The sequence below is a fragment of the Enterobacter sp. ku-bf2 genome, assembly GCF_001742765.1.
GTDB classification, from domain to species: Bacteria; Pseudomonadota; Gammaproteobacteria; order Enterobacterales; family Enterobacteriaceae; genus Enterobacter; species Enterobacter quasiroggenkampii.
Genome location: NZ_MDVW01000004.1, coordinates 1 through 20270, shown reverse-complemented (window position 1 = coordinate 20270; position 20270 = coordinate 1). Strand labels below are relative to the sequence as shown.

The window sequence follows — 20270 nt, the reverse complement described above, 5'->3', positions numbered from 1 at the left end:
GGATCGACCATGACACATAACACTGATCCGTTAACCCTGAAATTGAGCCTGCGAGAGAAGTGCGCCTACGGGATGGGCGATTTTGGCTCGAACCTGATGCTGTGTATTGGTACGCTGTATTTGCTGAAGTTTTATACAGACGAACTGGGCATGCCGGCGTTCTATGGCGGCATTATTTTCCTGGTGGCGAAGTTTTTTACCGCGTTTACCGACATGCTAACCGGCGTACTGCTCGATTCCCGGCGTCACATCGGTGCAAGAGGAAAATTCCGGCCATTCATTCTTTACGCCTCCGTGCCGGTGGCGCTGGTCGCGACGGCGCAGTTTATGGCCAACGACTTTAGCCTGACGGTGAAAACGGCGCTCGCCACCGTGCTCTTCATGATGTTTGGCCTCTGCTACAGCCTGATGAACTGCGCCTACGGTGCGATGGTCCCGGCCATCACCAAAAACCCGAACGAGCGCGCGCAGCTGGCGGCCTGGCGTCAGGGCGGCGCAACGGTGGGGCTGTTACTCTGCACCGTCGGCTTTATGCCCATTCAGGCGCTGTTCGCCCACCAGCCCTCCCTCGGCTATCTGGTGGCCGCGCTGGTGTTCGTCACTGGCGGTCTGTTCTGCATGTGGTGGTGCTACAGCGGAGTTAAAGAACGCTATGTGGAGCTCACACCCGATCACCACAAGCCCGGCATTCTGAAATCGTTCTGTGCGATTTTCCGCAATCCGCCGCTGCTGGTGCTATGCATCGCCAACCTGTGTACCCTCGCCGCGTTTAACATCAAGCTAGCGATTCAGGTCTATTACACCCAGTACGTGCTGAACGATCTGCATCTGCTGTCGTGGATGGGCTTTTTCAGCATGGGCTGCATCCTGATTGGCGTGTTTCTGGTGCCCGGCGCAGTGAAGCGCTTTGGCAAGAAACCGGTCTATCTGGGTGGCCTGGCGCTGTGGGCAGTGGGCGACGTGCTGAATTTCTTCTGGGGGACCAGCTCCCTGCTGTTCGTGCTGTTTTCCTGCATGGCCTTCTTCGGCACCGCGTTTGTGAACAGCCTGAACTGGGCGCTGGTGCCGGATACCGTCGATTACGGCGAGTGGAAAACCGGCATTCGCGCCGAAGGGTCGGTGTATACCGGCTATACCTTCTCGCGCAAAATCTCCGCCGCGCTCGCCGGTTTCCTGCCCGGGATTATGCTGACCCAGATTGGCTACGTTCCCCATGCAGTGCAGAGCGCGGGCACGCTGCTTGGGTTGCGTCAGCTTATTTTCCTCTGGCCGTGCGGCCTGGCGATTGTTGCTGCCGTGACCATGGGGCTGTTTTATAAACTCAACGAAGCGCGCTTCGCCTTTATTATCGAGGAGATTGGAAAACGGAAGAAACAAACCGCGAATACCCCTGAGATAACCACCAACAATAAAGCGTCAGCAGTCACTTTATAACAATAAATCCGGCCACTATGTCCTTCCTGTTTATCAGGAGGGAGGCCTTTCTGTACCTGATACATGGACAAATTATGAAAAGAATCATCACTGTACTGATCGTGTCGTCTGTGTCCTGCCCGGTATTTGCCGGGGCCTATGTCGAAACCCGCGAAGCCTACAATACGGCCTCAGAGCTGCACGAGGTGATCCTGCGTGCGGGCTATAACTTCGATATGGGCGCGGGACTGATGTTCACCAACGCCTATAACGTGGGCAAATGGGATGAGCTGAAACACAGCTATAACGAAATCGAGGGGTGGTATCCGCTCTTTAAACCAACCGACAAACTCACCTTCCAGCCCGGTGGATTGATTAATGACAGCAGCGCAGGGTCCGGCGGTGCGGTTTATTTAGATACCAACTACAAATTTACAGACCGGTTTAATCTGACGTTCCGCTATCGCTATAACCATAACAACTACGATACGCCGGACTATAACGGGCAGATGGATAAGAATGACACGCACGAATTTGCCAACTACTGGAATTTCAAAGTGACGGATGCGTTTTTCTACACCTTTGAGCCGCACTTTTTCCAGCGGGTGAATGATTACCACAGCAAAAATGGCAAAGACCATCACTGGGAAATTACCAACAAGTTCAGCTATAAAATCGACAGGAACTGGCTGCCGTACCTCGAACTGCAGTGGCTGGACAGGTGGAATGATTACAACCGGGAGCAGTACCGGATCCGTTTAGGGTTACGGTATTCGTTCTAATAAAAAAGCCGCTGATCGCTCAGCGGCTTTTTCGTTGCCGGGTGGCGCATGCGCTTACCCGGCCTACGGATTAACCGTATTAGTCTTCTTTCGCACCGCGCATAGCACGTTTACGATCGTTCTCGGTCAGGTGACGTTTACGGATACGAATTGACTGTGGAGTCACTTCGACCAGTTCGTCATCATCGATGAATTCCAGAGCCTGCTCCAGAGTCATCTTGATCGGTGGAACCAGAACCGTTGCTTCGTCAGTACCGGACGCACGCATGTTGGTCAGTTTCTTACCGGTCAGGCAGTTTACGGTCAGGTCGTTAGAACGACTGTGAATACCGATGATCTGGCCTTCATAAACCTCAGCACCGTGACCCAGGAACAGCTTACCGCGATCCTGCAGACCGAACAGCGCAAACGCAACCGCTTTACCCTGACCGTTGGAGATCAGCACGCCGTTGTTACGCTGGCCCACTTCACCCGGACGAACGTCGTCGTAGTGGCTGAAGGTGGAGTACAGCAGACCGGTACCTGAAGTCATGGTCATGAACTCAGAACGGAAGCCGATCAGGCCACGGCTTGGGATCACGTAGTCGAGACGTACGCGGCCTTTGCCATCTGGATTCATGTTTTTCAGGTCGCCTTTACGCTCACCCAGCGCCTGCATCACAGACCCCTGGTGCTGCTCTTCAACGTCCAGCGTCACGTTTTCGAACGGCTCTTGTTTACGGCCATCGATTTCGCGGAAGATAACTTTCGGACGGGAAACCGCCATTTCGAAACCTTCACGACGCATGTTTTCGATCAGAACAGACAGGTGCAGCTCACCACGACCCGAAACGCGGAATGCATCAGCGTCTTCGGTTTCTTCAACGCGCAGCGCAACGTTGTGCACCAGCTCTTTGTTCAGGCGGTCAAGGATCTGACGAGAGGTAACGAACTTACCTTCTTTACCACAGAACGGAGAGGTGTTGACGTTGAAGAACATGGATACGGTTGGTTCATCAACGGACAGGGCTGGCAGCGCTTCGACGTTCTGCGGATCGCAGATGGTGTCGGAGATGTTCAGTTCACCCAGACCGGTGATAGCGATGATATCGCCCGCTTCAGCGATATCGCTCTCGATACGCTCAAGACCCAGGTGAGTCAGTACTTTACCAACTTTACCGTTACGGGTTTTGCCTTCGCTATCGATGATAGTGACCTGCTGGTTCGGCTTCACTTTACCGCGCTTGATACGACCAATGCCGATAACGCCAACGTAGTTGTTGTAATCGAGCTGAGAGATCTGCATCTGCAGGGTACCGTCGAGATCGACGTTTGGCGCAGGAACACGGTCAACAATCGCCTGATACAGCGGGGTCATGTCTTCAGCCATGTCTTCGTGGTCCAGACCTGCGATACCGTTCAGCGCAGAGGCGTAAACGATAGGGAAGTCCAGCTGCTCGTCGGTCGCGTCGAGGTTAACGAACAGGTCGAATACCTGGTCAACAACCCAGTCAGGACGCGCGCCAGGGCGGTCAACTTTGTTGATAACAACGATTGGCTTCAGACCATGGGCAAATGCTTTTTTGGTCACGAAGCGCGTCTGTGGCATTGGGCCATCCATTGCGTCAACGACCAGCAGAACGGAGTCTACCATGGACATTACACGTTCAACTTCACCACCGAAGTCGGCGTGCCCTGGGGTATCAACGATGTTGATACGGTAGTCATTCCATTTAATCGCGGTGTTTTTCGCGAGGATGGTAATCCCACGCTCTTTCTCCAAATCGTTGGAGTCCATCACGCGTTCTTGGGTTTCGGCACGCGCATCAAACGTACCGGATTGCTGCAGCAGCTTATCGACCAGGGTAGTTTTACCATGGTCAACGTGCGCGATGATGGCGATGTTACGCAAATTTTCGATCACAACTTTGCCTCAGGCATTTAGAAATAGCGCGTTATTGTACACGGATTAATCGCACTACAAAACAGGATCACAAACATCCCCCGCAAACAAGTATTGCAGAGATGCTTTGTGATCGCTTTCACGGAGCGGTAAAAGGGCACTTTAACGTAAATTGCACCAATATGGTGCTCAATGTTCACATTGAAGCACTATACTGGTGCAACAAATCCATCGTGGTGCAGCCCTTTTGCACTATGGTGCGCATGATAACGCCTTTTTGGGGTGTTTTAAAAGTTGGCACAGATTTCGCTTTATAAAAAATACATGGCACCAGCCAGTACAAACAGAAATTGAAGACCTCGTTACCACGACGACAATGACCAATCTGGAGAGTTAAGTATGTCCGCTGAACACGTTTTGACGATGCTGAACGAACATGAAGTGAAGTTTGTTGATCTGCGCTTCACCGATACCAAAGGTAAAGAACAGCACGTCACAATCCCTGCTCATCAGGTGAACGCCGAATTCTTTGAAGAAGGCAAAATGTTTGACGGCTCCTCCATTGGTGGCTGGAAAGGCATTAACGAATCCGACATGGTTCTGATGCCAGATGCAACCACTGCGGTCATTGATCCGTTCTTCGAAGAACCTACCCTGATCATCCGTTGCGACATCCTCGAGCCAGGCACCCTGCAGGGCTACGACCGCGACCCACGTTCTATCGCGAAACGCGCTGAAGAGTACCTGCGTTCTACCGGCATCGCAGACACCGTTCTGTTCGGGCCAGAGCCAGAGTTCTTCCTGTTCGATGACATCCGTTTTGGTGCGTCTATTTCTGGCTCCCACGTGGCTATCGACGACATCGAAGGCGCATGGAACTCCTCCACCAAATACGAAGGTGGTAACAAAGGTCACCGTCCAGGCGTGAAAGGCGGTTACTTCCCGGTTCCTCCGGTCGACTCTGCACAGGACATTCGTTCCACCATGTGTCTGGTGATGGAAGAGATGGGCCTGGTTGTTGAAGCGCACCACCACGAAGTGGCGACGGCGGGTCAGAACGAAGTGGCTACCCGCTTCAACACCATGACCAAAAAAGCGGACGAAATTCAGATCTACAAATACGTTGTGCACAACGTTGCGCACCGTTTCGGTAAAACCGCGACCTTCATGCCAAAACCAATGTTTGGCGACAACGGTTCCGGTATGCACTGCCACATGTCTCTGTCCAAGAACGGTACCAACCTGTTCTCTGGTGACAAATATGCCGGTCTGTCCGAGCAGGCGCTGTATTACATTGGCGGCGTAATCAAACACGCTAAAGCGATCAACGCCCTGGCGAACCCAACCACCAACTCCTACAAGCGTCTGGTCCCGGGCTACGAAGCGCCAGTGATGCTGGCCTACTCTGCGCGTAACCGTTCTGCTTCTATCCGTATCCCGGTGGTGGCATCTCCTAAAGCGCGTCGTATCGAAGTGCGCTTCCCGGATCCAGCGGCTAACCCATACCTGTGCTTCGCAGCGCTGCTGATGGCCGGTCTGGACGGTATCAAGAACAAGATCCACCCAGGCGAAGCGATGGATAAAAACCTGTACGACCTGCCGCCAGAAGAAGCGAAAGAGATCCCACAGGTTGCTGGCTCTCTGGAAGAAGCCCTGCAGGCGCTTGACGCAGACCGCGAGTTCCTGACTGCAGGTGGCGTATTCACTGACGACGCTATCGATGCTTACATCGCGCTGCGCACTGAAGAGAACGACCGCGTGCGTATGACTCCGCATCCGGTTGAGTTCGAACTGTACTACAGCGTTTAATTAAGTTGTTTTACCCGGCGTGACAAGCGCCGGGAGTAGTTGCCGTGGAAACTTTTAGCCCATCTCCGGATGGGCTTTTTTCTCCACCAACAATCTGATCTCACGCGCTTTTGACGCCGAAAACGCTATACTGCACTAAATTAGTGCAAACGACTCCAGGAGACTGCTGAATGGCAACTGGCACGCTGCCCGATGCTGGGCAGATCCTCAATTCTTTGATTAACAGCATTTTGCTGGTCGATGACGAGCTGGCCGTTCATTACGCCAACCCGGCGGCACAGCAGCTGCTCGCCCAAAGCGCACGTAAACTGTTCGGCACCCCACTTCCGGAACTCCTGAGCTATTTTTCGCTGAATATCGGCCTGATGCAGGAAAGTTTACAGGCAGGCCAGGGTTTCACCGATAACGAAGTGACGCTGGTGATCGACGGGCGTTCGCACATTCTGTCGCTGACCGCGCAACGTCTTCCCGAAGGCCTGATCCTGCTGGAAATGGCACCGATGGATAATCAGCGCCGACTGAGCCAGGAACAGCTTCAGCATGCACAGCAAATTGCCGCCCGAGACCTGGTGCGCGGTCTGGCGCATGAAATCAAAAACCCGCTGGGCGGATTACGCGGTGCGGCGCAGCTTCTGACCAAGGCGCTGCCAGACCCTGCGCTGGCGGAGTACACCAACGTCATCATTGAGCAGGCGGACCGTCTGCGGAATCTGGTTGACCGCCTTCTCGGGCCACAGCAGCCAGGAATGCACGTCACAGAAAGCATCCATAAAGTGGCTGAACGGGTGGTGAAGCTCGTCTCGATGGAGCTGCCAGAGAACGTCACGCTGGTACGTGATTACGACCCAAGCCTGCCGGAACTGGCCCATGACCCGGATCAGATTGAGCAGGTCCTGTTGAACATTGTGCGCAATGCCCTGCAGGCGCTGGGGCCTGACGGGGGCGAGATTATTTTACGCACCCGTACCGCCTTCCAGCTCACGTTACACGGCGTGCGCTACCGGCTTGCGGCCCGAATCGACGTCGAGGATAACGGGCCCGGCATTCCATCGCATCTTCAGGACACCCTGTTCTACCCGATGGTCAGCGGTCGCGAAGGCGGAACCGGCCTGGGCTTATCCATTGCCCGCAGTTTGATCGATCAACACTCTGGAAAAATTGAATTTACCAGTTGGCCGGGACATACCGAGTTTTCGGTTTTCCTGCCGATTAAAAAATAAAGGTGACGTTTATGCAACGAGGGATAGTCTGGGTAGTCGATGACGATAGCTCCATCCGTTGGGTGCTTGAACGCGCGCTCACGGGGGCGGGATTAAGCTGCACGACGTTTGAGAGCGGCAGCGAAGTGCTCGACGCACTCACCACCAAAACGCCCGATGTTCTGCTGTCGGATATTCGCATGCCGGGCATGGACGGGCTGGCGCTGTTAAAGCAGATCAAACAACGCCACCCTATGCTTCCGGTCATCATAATGACGGCACACTCCGATCTGGATGCCGCGGTGAGCGCCTATCAGCAAGGGGCATTCGATTATCTGCCCAAACCGTTTGATATCGACGAAGCGGTGGCGCTGGTTGAGCGCGCGATTAGCCACTATCAGGAGCAGCAACAGCCGCGCCACGCGCCCGATTTTGGGCCAACCACCGACATCATCGGCGAAGCGCCGGCGATGCAGGACGTCTTTCGCATTATTGGCCGTCTGTCCCGCTCGTCCATCAGCGTCTTGATTAACGGCGAATCGGGAACCGGTAAAGAGCTTGTGGCGCATGCCCTGCATCGCCACAGCCCGCGGGCAAAAGCACCGTTCATTGCCCTGAATATGGCGGCGATCCCGAAGGATTTGATTGAATCCGAGCTGTTCGGGCACGAAAAAGGGGCGTTTACCGGCGCAAATACCATTCGCCAGGGGCGCTTCGAACAGGCTGACGGCGGCACGCTGTTCCTGGATGAGATCGGCGATATGCCGCTGGATGTCCAGACCCGCCTGCTGCGCGTGCTGGCCGACGGACAGTTTTACCGCGTGGGCGGTTATGCGCCGGTGAAGGTGGACGTGCGTATTATCGCCGCGACCCACCAGAACCTGGAGCAGCGCGTGCAGGAAGGCAAATTCCGTGAGGATTTATTCCATCGTCTGAACGTCATTCGCGTTCATCTGCCGCCGCTGCGTGAACGCCGGGAAGATATTCCCCGCCTGGCGCGCCATTTCCTGCAGGTAGCCGCCCGCGAGCTGGGTGTGGAAGCCAAGCAACTTCACCCGGAAACCGATGCTGCCCTCACCCGCCTGGCGTGGCCGGGCAACGTGCGTCAGCTGGAAAACACCTGCCGCTGGTTAACCGTGATGGCCGCCGGGCAGGAAGTGCTGATTCAGGATTTACCGGCCGAGCTGTTTGAAGCGACCGCGCCTGAAAGCAGCACCGGGCATGCTTTGCCGGACAGCTGGGCAACGCTGCTGGCGCAGTGGGCCGACCGCGCGCTGCGTTCCGGTCATCAAAACCTGCTGTCTGAAGCGCAGCCTGAGATGGAGCGTACACTGTTAACTACCGCGCTTCGTCATACGCAGGGCCACAAGCAGGAAGCCGCTCGCCTGTTGGGATGGGGACGTAATACCCTGACGCGCAAGCTGAAAGAGCTGGGAATGGAGTAATATCCGCACTTGTGTAAAGGTTATTAATTGAGCGCAAATTGCCGTTATTTTGCGCTTTACTGTTCCGATGAGTTTTGTATGATCGTGCCCGGAAATTGGGGGTGAACATCATGCTGGAAACATTCGTGAATATGCTCTCTAGCGGAGCCGCTGAAAGCCACACGCCACAAACTGCCGTTGCGGCGGTGCTGTGCGCGGCGCTGGTTGGGCTGTTTAGCTAGCGAGTTGGCGATGAAAAGCCGGGTGGCGCTTCGCTTACCCGGCCTACATTTCGCACTTTTGTAGGCCGGGTAAGGCGAAGCCGCCACCCGGCATTGCAGTTTAAATCACCCGCGAGAACTGCTGCATACGCGCTTTCTGACGCAGATACGCGTCGAAGCACATGCAGATATTGCGGATCAACAGACGCCCTTTTGGCGTGACCTCAATCGCGCTCTCCGACATATCCACCAGCCCGTCTTTCGCCAGCGGCGCCAGCAGCTTCAGGTCTTCCGCGAAATAATCGCTGAAGTTCAGCGCCCACTGCGCTTCCACATCGCTGAAATCAAGACGGAAGTTGCAGATAAGCGCCTTAATCACATCGCGACGGATACAGTCATCGCGCGTTAATGCGATGCCGCGCCACAGCGCGTTGCCCGTCTCATCAACCTGCTGGTAATACAGCTTCAGTTCTTTCTGGTTTTGCGCGTAGCAGTCGCCGATCATGCTGATGGCGGAGACGCCCATTCCCAGCAAATCGGTATCGCCCTGGGTCGTGTAGCCCTGGAAGTTGCGGTGCAGGACCCCTTCGCGCTGAGCGACCGCCAGTTCGTCGTCCGGACGGGCAAAGTGATCCATGCCGATAAACTGATAGCCGGTGTCGGTCAGCGAGGTGATGGTTTCCTGCAGGATATCCAGCTTCTGCTGGGCAGAAGGCAGATCGGCATCTTTGATTTTACGCTGGGCGGCAAACAGCGTCGGCAGATGGGCGTAGTTAAAGACGCTCAGACGGTCCGGGTTAAGTTCGGCCACGCGCTTCAGCGTGAAGGCGAAGCTTTCCGGCGTTTGCTTTGGCAGGCCGTAAATCAGGTCAATATTGGTCGAGGTGAAGCCAATTTCACGCGCATGGTTGAGTAAGGCAAAGATAAAGTCTTCGTCCTGCTCGCGGTTCACCAGACGCTGAACCTCTTTATTGAAGTCCTGTACGCCCATGCTCAGGCGGTTGAAGCCTTCGGCGCGTAAGTGATCGAGGACATCCAGCTCAATTTCACGCGGATCGACTTCGATCGAGATTTCAGCGTCGTCGTTAAAACTGAAATTATCGCGCAGAAGCGTCATCAGGCGGCTGATTTGCGCTTTATTCAGATAGGTTGGCGTACCGCCGCCCCAGTGCAGCTGGCTGACGTGACGGCCTTTGAACAGCGGCGCGCGATGCACAATTTCCTGTTCGAGCGCGTCAAGGTACTGGTCGGCTTTATGCTGCTGGCGGGTCACGATTTTATTGCAGCCGCAGAAGTAGCAAAGCTTGTGGCAGAACGGAATATGGACGTAGAGCGACAGCGGACGCTCAGGATAGCGCGCAACAGCCTGCTGAAAATCCCCCTCGCCGAAGGCATCGGAGAACTCCAGCGCGGTGGGGTATGACGTATAACGCGGCCCGGAATAGTTATATTTCTGGATTAGGGCCAAATCCCAGTCGATAGTTGGTGCTGACATGCTCACTCCTTCCGTTGGTGTCGCGTTCGTATACGGCGGCCCGTTCTGACCCCATTGCGGGCCATCATTCGGGTGCGCAGCCACTTCTGTCGCCGCGACAACCGCCGTAGTTTAACGAATAACCACACCAGATAACATATAACCGGAAGGGTTATAAGCAGGACTATCGTGCCTGCCGGGTGCAAATGTTAGTTTCCACCCTTCAGAAGACGCATCAGATCTTCCTGCTTCTCATCTTCTTCTTCATCTTCGTCGTATGACAGGCCCAGCTTCTGCATCAGTTCATCAATACGATCCAGTTTGGCATCCACCCATGACTGCTCTTCAGCGGTCAGGGTTTCACCCTCTTCAAGACGTTCCAGCAGCGCGTCCAGGCGCTCATCGTTCTCCAGCAAATCCAGCTCAGCCTGCGGTGAAAGCATAGGTTTCTCGCTCTTTGGTTTGTGCTGCTTAGTGACCGGGGTGTCTGTCACGCCCAGTGGAATGGGAGTTTTACTGCCGATACGAGGATCTTTCTGCTGTTTGCCTTTTGCAGAAGCGCCCGCTGCACCACCACCGTTGGCACGGCTACCCGCAGCATGACCGCGATGTTTTTTGTCGCGTTTGCGGTCGCGCGCTTCCTGGTTCAGTTCTTCGCGCGTTTTGCGGCGTGCTTTTGCAGGGCGTTTCGCGCCCGCAGCGGAGGTTGGTTTTTTCATGATGTTTTATCTTTAAGTCGTTTTCTTCAGTATAGAATTGCGGCGAAATCTAGCAGAAAGCAAGCAAAGAAAAAAGGCGACAGAGCAATCTGTCGCCTTTTTTCCTGACTCACAACCCTTAGCGGGTCAGACATTCCATGTTTGCCAACAACAAACCCTGTTTATCCCTTGGCTAATACCGTCCGTGATACGGTTCCATTTCCTGTTAAAACGCCTCCAGGCGCTGGTCGTCCTGACAATCCTGCGTCTTCGCCTCCTGGCGCTCCTGACCCTAATCCTTAAGTCGATTTCCTGTTGGCTTCCTCGCCCTGACGCACACTTTACCTTGTTCCGTTAAACTAACAAGCAACGAAACGGTATAAAAAGAGATTTTCAGACAATTACCCGAAAATAAGCTTATGATTTAAAACAGTTTGCGTTTTTTAACGCCTGCGAATTCTCTGAAATCTCCCATAGCATCACTGGCCGATCTCTCACACCGGTGGGGGCATTCGCCTACAGGGCATAGCAATCAGAAAAGCCTTTTGCCTGCATTCAGGTATAATCCCCCTCAGATTACGATTTTGGAGACGACCACGTGACTACCTGGAACTACCAACAGACGCATTTTGTCACCAGTGCGCCCGATATTCGCCACCTCCCCTCTGATACCGGTATTGAAGTGGCCTTTGCTGGCCGCTCTAATGCGGGGAAATCCAGCGCCCTGAATACGCTGACCAATCAGAAGAACCTGGCGCGTACCTCAAAAACACCTGGCCGTACCCAGCTGATCAACCTGTTTGAAGTCGCAGAGGGCAAACGCCTGGTCGACTTACCGGGGTACGGTTACGCGCAGGTACCCGAAGAGATGAAAATCAAGTGGCAGCGTGCGCTGGGTGAATACCTGGAAAAACGCCTGTGCCTGAAAGGTCTGGTGGTGCTGATGGATATTCGCCATCCCCTGAAAGATCTGGATCAGCAGATGATCGACTGGGCGGTGGCAAGCGATATCGCCGTGCTGGTGCTGCTGACAAAAGCCGATAAGCTGGCAAGCGGCGCGCGTAAAGCGCAGGTGAATATGGTTCGTGAAGCGGTGCTGGCGTTCAACGGGGATGTGCAGGTTGAACCGTTCTCCTCGCTGAAAAAGCAGGGCGTGGACAAGCTGCGTCAAAAGCTCGACACCTGGTTTAACGAGCTGGAACCCGCGACGGAAGCGGAAGAAGAGTAATACCGGGCGCGGCGATAGCCGCGCTTTTTTTTGCCCGAAAGTTTCTTTGCCGCAATAAAAAACGCCCCAGTCATTACTGACTGGGGCGGCTAAAATATTCAGCCAAATCCGATTACGTGAAGTAAAAGGTCTGAAAGATAGAACATCTTACCTCTGTACCCTACGCCGATAACTCTACCCCTTTTTGTGCTGCAGAAAAAGCACTTTTTGTAGTTTTTTTTCATTCTTTACATAGGGAATTCTAATGATCGTCACAAAACGCGCGTTCTTATGTTGCAAACTTACATAAACAGCGCGTTATGCGAAGAACCGTTAGTGAGCCTGATCCCAGTTTTCACCACTTCCCACTTCCACCAGCAACGGCACGTCCAGCGTCATGCTGCTTTCCATCAGTTCGTGGATCTTCTTCGACACGGCGTCGAGGTCGTCCTTGTGCACTTCAAATACCAGTTCATCGTGTACCTGCATGATCATTTTCACGCGCGGTTTCTCTTTCTCAAGCCAGGCATCAACGGCGATCATTGCACGCTTAATAATGTCCGCCGCGGTGCCCTGCATCGGGGCGTTGATCGCGGCACGCTCTGCACCCGCGCGGCGCGCGGCGTTGCTGGATTTGATGTCCGGTAAATAGAGACGGCGACCGTCCAGGGTTTCAACGTAGCCTTTCTCTTTCGCCTGCGCGCGGGTACGTTCCATATATTCCAGCACGCCCGGATAACGCTCGAAGTAGAGATCCATATACTTCTGCGACTCTTTACGCGGAATGTTGAGCTGGCGCGAAAGCCCGAATGCACTCATGCCGTAAATCAGCCCGAAGTTGATCGCCTTAGCGCTGCGGCGCTGTTCGTTGGTTACGCTGTCCAGCGGCAGACCGAAGACTTCGGCTGCAGTCGCCCGGTGGATATCCTTCCCTTCGGCAAAAGCGCTCAGCAGGCCTTTGTCGCGGGACAAGTGCGCCATAATGCGCAGTTCGATTTGCGAGTAGTCCGCCGAGACAATCAGATAATCCTCTGGTGCGATGAAAGCCTGGCGAATACGGCGGCCCTCTTCGTTACGTACCGGGATGTTCTGCAGGTTGGGATCGGTTGACGAGAGACGACCGGTCGCCGCGACGGCCTGATGGTATGAGGTGTGCACGCGGCCCGTTTTCGGGTTAATCATCAGCGGGAGCTTATCAGTGTAGGTAGACTTCAGCTTCGCGAGACCACGGTACTCCAGAATCACTTTTGGCAGCGGATAATCCAGCGCCAGTTCTTCCAGCACCTCTTCAGAGGTTGAAGGCGCACCGCCAGGGGTTTTCTTCAGCGGCTTGATGCCCTGCTTTTCAAACAGAATGGTTTGCAGCTGCTTCGGCGAAGAGAGGTTAAACGGCTCGCCTGCAAGCTCATGCGCTTTTTGCTCCAGTTCGGTCAGGCGCTGCGCCAGTTCCCCGGAGTGGTTATGCAGCACCGTTGGATCGATTTTCACGCCGTTGCGTTCAATGCGGGACAGCACGGGCACCAGCGGCATCTCAATATGCTGGAACACGTTCAGCGGACCTTCGTGCTTCTGCAGCTTTGGCCACATCTTCAGGTGCAGCTGCAGCGTAACGTCAGCGTCTTCCGCCGCGTAGCGTCCTGCCTCTTCGAGAGCAATCTGGTTAAAGGTGAGCTGATTTTTCCCTTTACCGGCAATCTCTTCAAAGGTGATGGTTTTGTGCTTGAGCCAGCGGTCAGATAAGGAATCCATATCATGGCGGCCCGCGACGCTGTCCAGAATGTAGGATTCGAGCATGGTGTCGAAGGCGATCCCGCGCAGTTCAATGCCGTAGTTTTGCAGAATGCCACGGTCGTACTTGAGGTTTTGCCCAACCTTAAGCGCCTTTTCGTCTTCCAGGATCGGCTTCAGCAGCTCAAGCACGCGCTCACGGGAGATCTGTTCCGGCGCGTCCAGGTAATCGTGCGCCACGGGAACATAGGCCGCATGACCAGGCTCTGTCGCAAATGACAGGCCTACCATATTGGCAGAAATGTTATCGAGACTGTCCGTTTCGGTGTCAAAGGCGAAGACCGGCGCTTTTTTCAGTTTTTCGATCCAGGCAATGAGCTGCGACTCTTCAAGAAGGGTTTCGTAGTTGTCGAAGGAAAGCACCATAGCTTCTTCTTCCGCCTGCTCTTCTGCATCAACGACAATCGTCTCCTTCGGCTTTGCCGCAGGTTTCGCCCCTTTTGCCTGAAGCCACTTGCCGGCTTCCACGTCAGTGGTCCAGCGCTTAAATTCGTATTTCTTAAACAGACTCAGAAGCTCGTCCGCAGAAGGCTGCTGTACTTCCAGTTGCTCACAGCCCAGCTCCAGTTCGACATCGGTTTTGATGGTTGCCAGCTTATAGGAGAGGTAAGCCACCTCTTTGTTCTCTTCCAGCTTCCCGGCCATGGTTTTTGCACCACGGAAGGAGAGCCCGGCGATTTTGTCTGATTCCGCGTAGAGCGTATCCAGCCCGCCCAACCCCTGAAGCAGCGCCTGCGCGGTTTTCTCACCGACGCCAGGAACACCAGGGATGTTATCCGAGGAGTCGCCCATCAACGCGAGGAAATCGATAATCAGCTCTGGCGGCACGCCATACTTAGTGACGACCTCTTCAGGCCCCAGAATGGTGTTGGTCATGGTGTTAATCAGGGTAATACCTGGCGTCACCAGCTGTGCCATATCTTTATCACCGGTGCTGATCAGCACGGGACGCCCCATCTTTTCGGCTTCACGCGCCAGCGTACCGATGACGTCATCGGCTTCAACGCCAGAAACGGCCAGCAGCGGTAGCCCCATGGCTTTTACCATGGCATGCAGCGGCTCTATCTGCGCACGCAGATCGTCAGGCATTGGCGGACGGTGGGATTTGTAATGTTCAAACAACTCATCGCGGAACGTTTTGCCTTTCGCATCAAACACAACGGCCGCATGGGTTGGCTGATACTGCAGGATCAAGCTGCGCAGCATATTCAGCACGCCGTACATTGCGCCGGTAGGTTCCCCTGCGCTATTGGTCAGAGGAGGAAACGCATGGTATGCCCGATACAGGTAAGAAGAGCCATCGACGAGAATAAGAGGGTTTTCTGGGATCTGAACCATAATGTCCGTGCCTTTAATCAATTTATGAGTAAAGGATGCCACAGAAGGATGAAAACATCAGTTATTAGCGCCAGATACAGGAAAAGATTTTGCGATCATGAGGATCGCTCGCAAAAATAAAACTGTGGATAAGTTTGTGAATATTTTCACTTCATATGAATAACAGACGCGAAAAACACATATGAGGTAATATTTATATCTTAATTATCATGCTGTTATGTTGTTAGATCTTATCTATATGGTCAACTGATGGCAATTTAGTCTATGTGGATATAAGCCTTGATTCGCGCAGAACCCCAGAGAAATCTGCTGCGCCAGGGTAAAAGCCGCCAAATCATCATGTGAAAGCGCCATTCATTCGTTTGTTTTCTGGTAAAATCAGCGCCCAGCGTCGACTAGCCGGTCGCTCACTTACAGCTAACTATTTGAAAAAGCTCATCATGTCGAGATTGCTCGCTGCAATAACATTACTGCTAAGCATCATTTTAACTATCCTGGTGACGATCGCCTGTTCCGTGCCTATCATTCTCGCTGGGATCATTAAACTGCTGCTGCCCGTACCCGTGGTGTGGCGAGCCGTGTCCGCATTTTGTAACTTCATGATGTATTGCTGGTGCGAAGGGCTGGCGATCCTGTTGTGCCTTAACCCGCATCTGAAGTGGGATGTCAAAGGGCTGGAGAGTCTCAACAAAAAGAACTGGTACCTGCTGATCTGCAATCACCACAGCTGGGCGGACATCGTGGTGTTATGCGTGCTTTTTCGCAAACACATCCCGATGAACAAATACTTCCTGAAACAGCAGCTCGCCTGGGTGCCTTTTATCGGACTAGCCTGCTGGGCGCTCGATATGCCGTTTATGAAACGCTATTCGCGCAGCTATTTGATTCGTCATCCGGAACGTCGCGGTAAGGATGTGGAGACCACGCGCCGTTCCTGTGAAAAGTTTCGCGCACATCCTACGACCATCGTGAACTTTGTTGAAGGTTCCCGGTTTACGGAAGAGAAGCGCCAGCAAACTCGCTCTCCTTATCAGCACCTGTTGCCACCAAAAGCGGCAGGGATTGCGATGGCGCTTAACGTGCTGGGAGCACAGTTCGATAAACTTCTTAACGTCACGCTCTGCTATCCGGAAAACGACAGGACGCCGTTCTTCGATATGCTCAGCGGCAAACTGACGCGCATTGTCGTGCACGTCGACCTGGTTCCGATTGACGCTGAACTGCACGGTGATTACGTAAACGATAAGAACTTCAAACGTCGTTTCCAGCAGTGGCTTAATACGCTCTGGAAAGAGAAAGACGAACAGATAGACAAAATAAAATCTTCATACAAAAACGCCGGTCAGTGACCGGCGTTTTTACATCAACGAAATTACTTCTTCTCAACCAGGTATTTCACGGTATCTGCATACTGCTGTACGAAAATATCCATGCTGCTGGTGTCCATGCCCTGCATGTTCAGCTGATATTTGCCGTTAACAAACATCGCCGGAACGCCCTGAAGCTGGAGATCAGCAGCCGCTTTTTCCTGCTGGGCAACAAGTGATTTCACCACGAAGCTGTTCCATGCGGCATCGTACTCTTCACCTTTCACGCCCGCATCAACGAACACTTTACGGATATCCGCAGTGGTCTGAACGGTCTGGGTTTTCTGTACGGCTTCAAACATTGGCGAAGTGATCTTATCTTCCACGCCCAGTGCCATCGCCACCGCCCATGCCTGAGTCAGGTCTTTACCCAATGGGCCCAGGAACTCAACGTGGTACTTGGTCATTTTGGTGCCTTCCGGCAGCTTTTTCTTCACGTTGTCAGAAACATGCAGCACCTGCTCGAACTGATAGCAGTGTGGGCAATAGAACGAGAAGAACTCCAGAACCTGTGGCTCGCCAGCGACCGGCTTGTCCAGCGTGATGAACTGTTTGCCGTCGGTAAACTGCGCAGCAGAAGCGCTAAATGCCAGAATCATACCTGCCAGCGCCAGCCAAATTTTTTTCATGATTAACTCTCTCCTGGGTGTGTCCAATTAATACATCGGCGTTAATTGCAGAGGGGGCTCCTGAAGAACCTTAACCTGCTCAGTAAATGTAGATATCTGGCTACGCCAGTAATCCTCTCCGGTAAGCCACGGGAAATTGCGAGGAAATGCCGGATCGTCCCAACGCCTGATTAACCATGCGAGATAATAAACAAAACGCATCGCACGTAAAGGCTCAATCAGGGCAATTTCGTCTGAATTAAACGGGCTAAATTCTTCATAAGCTTCAATAATGGTTTCAAGCTGCATGCGTTGCTCGGCTTTGTCGCCATTGAGCAGCATCCACAGGTCCTGAACCGCTGGCCCCATACGCGCATCATCGAGATCGACAAACAGCGGTCCATCACGCCAGAGAATATTCCCGGCGTGACAATCGCCATGCAGGCGCAGGACGGAAATATCATCGCGCCAGCAGGTTTTCACTGCAGCAATAAGCTTATCGGTGGCGTTGAGGAAATCATCCTTTAGCGCAGCGGGGATCATTGCAGACGTTTCGAATAGTTCGCGCGGTTCAAGAAGGTATTCCTGAATCCCCATCGTCGGGCGGGCAATAAAGGCTTTTTTGCGCCCCGTCTGGTGTATACGCCCAAGATAGCGGGCAACCCACTCCATCTGATCGATATTATCCGCTTCAAACTGACGACCACCCAGGCTTGGGAATACTGCGTAGTAATATCCTTCGTGTGTGAGGAGCGTTTGGTTATTGAATTTCAGGGGCGCGGCAACGGGGACATCGTCATCCAGCAGATCGTGAGCAAACTGATGCTCTTCCTGAATTTGTTCAGCGGACCAGCGTTCAGGACGATAGAATTTTACGACGTAGCGCTGACGATCCTCGTCCTGAAATTGATAGACGCGGTTTTCGTAGCTGTTTAATGGTGTTAGCCCGGAATCCACCCGAATACCCTGTTCAAACAGGGCATCCATAATGGTGTCCGGGTGTAATGTCTGGAAAGTAAAAGCCTGGTCGTTCATCCGATCATCCGGAAATTATACGAATGATTCAGGATATCATCTTGTGGCGATTTCGGTGCCGCCGCTTACAAGCTTTTACTCTTTAATTACGCCTCGGGCGCGCAGCAATGCGGTCTTAAAATCTTCCTCATAATCTTTCTGAATACCAGGAATAACAGCATCTTTGGCGGAGTCGCGCATTTTAAGGTGGTAGATCAGGATGTCGTCAGAAAGGTCTGCCAGATCGCCGTCAAAACCTGACTCTTTCGCCAGTTTCTGTAAAAATTGCATCAGATTGAGTTCTGGCTCTTTTTGCCAGGCGGGCTGGAGGAGTTCAATAACTTCATTCAGACGTTTACATTTCATGGTGGTGCTCCTTTCATTTAGAGTGACACGTTAGCAGGGTCAATCCCACAATAAAAGAGGCGATATTCGTGAATGTTAGCCAGGAAATCATCGGGGTCGTTCTGGCAGGCGGCAGAGCAACGCGAATGGGCGGTAAAGATAAGGGGCTTCAGCTTCTTAATGGAAAACCCTTGTGGCAGCATGTCGCCGATACGCTCGCCGGCCAGGTGACGGCAATGACCATCAGCGCGAACAGGCATATCGACACTTACCGGCAAAGCGGGTACACCGTTTATCAGGATAGCCTTGAGAATTACCCGGGCCCGCTTGCCGGTATGCTTTCGGTCATGCAACAGTCGCACGGAGAGTGGTTTATCTTCTGCCCCTGCGATAACCCGTTTATTCCCTCCGATCTCGTCGAGCGTCTGTTCCTGCTTCGTGGTACAGCACCTGTGGTTTGGGTACATGACGGCGAGCGTGACCATCCTGCTATCGCGTTGATGCATCGATCGCTAGTGCCTGCTCTGCAGAGCTATCTGGCTGCGGGAGAGCGCAGGGTGATGGTCTTCATGCGTGAGTCTGGCGGCCATTCCGTTGATTTTAGCGATGTGAAATCAGCGTTCGTGAACGTGAATACGCATGAAGATTTGCAGATGATGCAGGAGAAAAAATGATACCTCTTTTAGCCATTTCCGCATGGAGTGGGACCGGGAAAACCACGCTGCTGAAAAAGCTGATACCCGCGCTGTGTGCCAGAGGCCTTCGTCCAGGATTGATTAAGCATAGTCATCACAACATGGATATCGATACGCCAGGAAAAGACAGCTATGAGCTGCGTAAGGCCGGAGCAGCACAAACGATGGTAGCAAGTCCTCAGCGCTGGGCGTTAATGACAGAAACGCCGGATGAGGCCCCGCTGGATCTCGCTTATCTGGTCAGTCGGATGGATCATTCCACCCTGGATCTGGTGCTGATTGAGGGATTTAAGCATGAGGCAGCACCTAAGATCCTGCTGTTCAGAAGCGATGCCGGACATGATTTCAGCGAGTTAACGCTTGATGAACATGTCATTGCGGTGGCCAGTGATGTGGTATTGCCGCTTGAGGTTCCGGTGCTGGACTTAAATGATGTGGATGGGATTGCGGGCTTTATTGTGACGTGGAGTGCGCTCTGACGTGCTGGGTGGCGGCTTTGCCTTACCCGGCCTGCCTTTTTTTTGGCGTATAAACGCAAAAAGGCCATCCTTTCGGATGGCCTCTTCACTTAATTGATGCCTGGCAGTTCCCTACTCTCACATGGGGAGACCCCACACTACCATCGGCGCTACGGCGTTTCACTTCTGAGTTCGGCATGGGGTCAGGTGGGACCACCGCGCTAAAGCCGCCAGGCAAATTCTGTTCATCTGTATCAGGCTGAATTTTGATTGTTCGTCTCKTCGCCAAAACATCTTCGGCGTTGTAAGGTTAAGCCTCACGGTTCATTAGTATCGGTTAGCTCAACGCATCGCTGCGCTTACACACCCGACCTATCAACGTCGTCGTCTTCAACGTTCCTTCAGGAGACTTAAAGTCTCAGGGAGAACTCATCTCGGGGCAAGTTTCGTGCTTAGATGCTTTCAGCACTTATCTTTTCCGCATTTAGCTACCGGGCAGTGCCATTGGCATGACAACCCGAACACCAGTGATGCGTCCACTCCGGTCC

17 protein-coding genes and 2 rRNA genes are annotated in these 20270 nt (G+C 53.4%); 10 read left to right on the top strand and 9 right to left on the bottom strand.

Annotated elements, in window-relative coordinates:
- Positions 1 to 9: 9 nt before the first annotated feature.
- Positions 10 to 1434: an MFS transporter gene (locus tag BFG58_RS10180; RefSeq protein ID WP_069719765.1), complete on the top strand. Its 1425-nt coding sequence runs from the start codon at positions 10 to 12 to the stop codon at positions 1432 to 1434.
- 74 nt (positions 1435 to 1508) lie between these two features.
- Complete coding sequence (ompL, locus tag BFG58_RS10175; protein WP_069719764.1) at positions 1509 to 2195, top strand: porin OmpL; 687 nt, start codon at positions 1509 to 1511, stop codon at positions 2193 to 2195.
- A gap of 79 nt (positions 2196 to 2274) precedes the next feature.
- Here ompL and typA read toward each other — a convergent pair whose 3' ends face one another.
- Positions 2275 to 4098, bottom strand: coding sequence for a ribosome-dependent GTPase TypA (gene typA, locus BFG58_RS10170; RefSeq protein WP_023331638.1), 1824 nt, complete (start codon positions 4096 to 4098; stop codon positions 2275 to 2277).
- Positions 4099 to 4476: 378 nt separating this feature from the next.
- On the opposite strand from typA, the gene glnA reads away from it, so the two are divergent.
- The 4 genes from glnA to BFG58_RS23820 all read left to right on the top strand — a co-directional run bounded on the left by glnA (position 4477) and on the right by BFG58_RS23820 (position 8751).
- On the top strand, positions 4477 to 5886 hold the full coding sequence (gene glnA, locus BFG58_RS10165; RefSeq protein WP_008501856.1) for a glutamate--ammonia ligase: 1410 nt from the start codon (positions 4477 to 4479) through the stop codon (positions 5884 to 5886).
- 170 nt (positions 5887 to 6056) lie between these two features.
- Positions 6057 to 7106, top strand: a complete 1050-nt coding sequence (gene glnL / locus BFG58_RS10160) for a nitrogen regulation protein NR(II) (protein ID WP_032644301.1) — start codon at positions 6057 to 6059, stop codon at positions 7104 to 7106.
- An 11-nt stretch (positions 7107 to 7117) separates the two neighbouring features.
- Positions 7118 to 8530 (top strand): nitrogen regulation protein NR(I), encoded by a 1413-nt coding sequence (glnG, locus tag BFG58_RS10155; protein WP_023309765.1) that lies wholly within the window; start codon positions 7118 to 7120, stop codon positions 8528 to 8530.
- A gap of 110 nt (positions 8531 to 8640) precedes the next feature.
- Complete coding sequence (locus tag BFG58_RS23820; RefSeq protein ID WP_032622955.1) at positions 8641 to 8751, top strand: YshB family small membrane protein; 111 nt, start codon at positions 8641 to 8643, stop codon at positions 8749 to 8751.
- 100 nt (positions 8752 to 8851) lie between these two features.
- Here the strand turns inward: BFG58_RS23820 and hemN are convergent, their stop codons facing one another.
- Together hemN and yihI are read right to left on the bottom strand one after the other, a co-directional pair.
- Positions 8852 to 10225 carry an oxygen-independent coproporphyrinogen III oxidase gene (gene hemN, locus BFG58_RS10145; RefSeq protein WP_069719763.1) on the bottom strand — a complete coding sequence of 458 codons (1374 nt, stop codon included), beginning with the start codon at positions 10223 to 10225 and terminating at the stop codon, positions 8852 to 8854.
- 188 nt (positions 10226 to 10413) lie between these two features.
- A complete protein-coding gene (yihI, locus tag BFG58_RS10140) occupies positions 10414 to 10923 on the bottom strand; it encodes a Der GTPase-activating protein YihI (protein ID WP_069719762.1) in 510 nt (169 codons plus the stop codon).
- A gap of 577 nt (positions 10924 to 11500) precedes the next feature.
- Between yihI and yihA the strand changes: the two genes are divergently transcribed.
- Positions 11501 to 12130 carry a ribosome biogenesis GTP-binding protein YihA/YsxC gene (gene yihA / locus BFG58_RS10135; RefSeq protein WP_048226811.1) on the top strand — a complete coding sequence of 210 codons (630 nt, stop codon included), beginning with the start codon at positions 11501 to 11503 and terminating at the stop codon, positions 12128 to 12130.
- A 312-nt stretch (positions 12131 to 12442) separates the two neighbouring features.
- Here yihA and polA read toward each other — a convergent pair whose 3' ends face one another.
- Positions 12443 to 15235, bottom strand: coding sequence for a DNA polymerase I (polA, locus tag BFG58_RS10130; protein ID WP_069719761.1), 2793 nt, complete (start codon positions 15233 to 15235; stop codon positions 12443 to 12445).
- Positions 15236 to 15675: 440 nt separating this feature from the next.
- Here polA and BFG58_RS10125 point away from each other — a divergent pair, with 440 nt between their 5' ends.
- Complete coding sequence (locus BFG58_RS10125; protein WP_024909221.1) at positions 15676 to 16584, top strand: acyltransferase; 909 nt, start codon at positions 15676 to 15678, stop codon at positions 16582 to 16584.
- Between the two features lie 23 nt (positions 16585 to 16607).
- Here BFG58_RS10125 and dsbA read toward each other — a convergent pair whose 3' ends face one another.
- From dsbA to BFG58_RS10110, 3 genes are all read right to left on the bottom strand, one after another.
- On the bottom strand, positions 16608 to 17231 hold the full coding sequence (dsbA, locus tag BFG58_RS10120) for a thiol:disulfide interchange protein DsbA (RefSeq protein WP_045909081.1): 624 nt from the start codon (positions 17229 to 17231) through the stop codon (positions 16608 to 16610).
- A 27-nt stretch (positions 17232 to 17258) separates the two neighbouring features.
- Positions 17259 to 18245, bottom strand: coding sequence for a serine/threonine protein kinase (locus BFG58_RS10115; RefSeq protein ID WP_045909080.1), 987 nt, complete (start codon positions 18243 to 18245; stop codon positions 17259 to 17261).
- Positions 18246 to 18320: 75 nt separating this feature from the next.
- Positions 18321 to 18590 carry a YihD family protein gene (locus tag BFG58_RS10110; protein ID WP_008501866.1) on the bottom strand — a complete coding sequence of 90 codons (270 nt, stop codon included), beginning with the start codon at positions 18588 to 18590 and terminating at the stop codon, positions 18321 to 18323.
- A 68-nt stretch (positions 18591 to 18658) separates the two neighbouring features.
- Between BFG58_RS10110 and mobA the strand changes: the two genes are divergently transcribed.
- Together mobA and mobB are read left to right on the top strand one after the other, a co-directional pair.
- Positions 18659 to 19243 (top strand): molybdenum cofactor guanylyltransferase MobA, encoded by a 585-nt coding sequence (mobA, locus tag BFG58_RS10105; protein ID WP_069719760.1) that lies wholly within the window; start codon positions 18659 to 18661, stop codon positions 19241 to 19243.
- Positions 19240 to 19743, top strand: a complete 504-nt coding sequence (mobB, locus tag BFG58_RS10100; RefSeq protein ID WP_069719759.1) for a molybdopterin-guanine dinucleotide biosynthesis protein MobB — start codon at positions 19240 to 19242, stop codon at positions 19741 to 19743. Before mobA ends, mobB begins: the two co-directional genes overlap by 4 nt.
- 98 nt (positions 19744 to 19841) lie before the next feature.
- On the opposite strand, the gene rrf is transcribed toward mobB, so the two are convergent.
- Positions 19842 to 19957 (bottom strand): 5S ribosomal RNA (gene rrf, locus BFG58_RS10095).
- A 71-nt stretch (positions 19958 to 20028) separates the two neighbouring features.
- A 23S ribosomal RNA gene (locus BFG58_RS10090) occupies positions 20029 to 20270 on the bottom strand; the annotation flags it as partial.

Bases quoted from the DNA above. Each gene is read 5' to 3' on its own strand.
- BFG58_RS10110 (WP_008501866.1), bottom strand. From the start codon at position 18,590: ATGAAATGTAAACGTCTGAATGAAGTTATTGAACTCCTCCAGCCCGCC.
- hemN (WP_069719763.1), bottom strand. From the start codon at position 10,225: ATGTCAGCACCAACTATCGACTGGGATTTGGCCCTAATCCAGAAATAT.
- polA (WP_069719761.1), bottom strand. From the start codon at position 15,235: ATGGTTCAGATCCCAGAAAACCCTCTTATTCTCGTCGATGGCTCTTCT.
- glnA (WP_008501856.1), top strand. From the start codon at position 4,477: ATGTCCGCTGAACACGTTTTGACGATGCTGAACGAACATGAAGTGAAG.
- ompL (WP_069719764.1), top strand. From the start codon at position 1,509: ATGAAAAGAATCATCACTGTACTGATCGTGTCGTCTGTGTCCTGCCCG.
- dsbA (WP_045909081.1), bottom strand. From the start codon at position 17,231: ATGAAAAAAATTTGGCTGGCGCTGGCAGGTATGATTCTGGCATTTAGC.
- mobB (WP_069719759.1), top strand. From the start codon at position 19,240: ATGATACCTCTTTTAGCCATTTCCGCATGGAGTGGGACCGGGAAAACC.
- glnG (WP_023309765.1), top strand. From the start codon at position 7,118: ATGCAACGAGGGATAGTCTGGGTAGTCGATGACGATAGCTCCATCCGT.
- glnL (WP_032644301.1), top strand. From the start codon at position 6,057: ATGGCAACTGGCACGCTGCCCGATGCTGGGCAGATCCTCAATTCTTTG.
- BFG58_RS10115 (WP_045909080.1), bottom strand. From the start codon at position 18,245: ATGAACGACCAGGCTTTTACTTTCCAGACATTACACCCGGACACCATT.
- BFG58_RS10180 (WP_069719765.1), top strand. From the start codon at position 10: ATGACACATAACACTGATCCGTTAACCCTGAAATTGAGCCTGCGAGAG.
- yihI (WP_069719762.1), bottom strand. From the start codon at position 10,923: ATGAAAAAACCAACCTCCGCTGCGGGCGCGAAACGCCCTGCAAAAGCA.
- BFG58_RS23820 (WP_032622955.1), top strand. From the start codon at position 8,641: ATGCTGGAAACATTCGTGAATATGCTCTCTAGCGGAGCCGCTGAAAGC.
- BFG58_RS10125 (WP_024909221.1), top strand. From the start codon at position 15,676: ATGTCGAGATTGCTCGCTGCAATAACATTACTGCTAAGCATCATTTTA.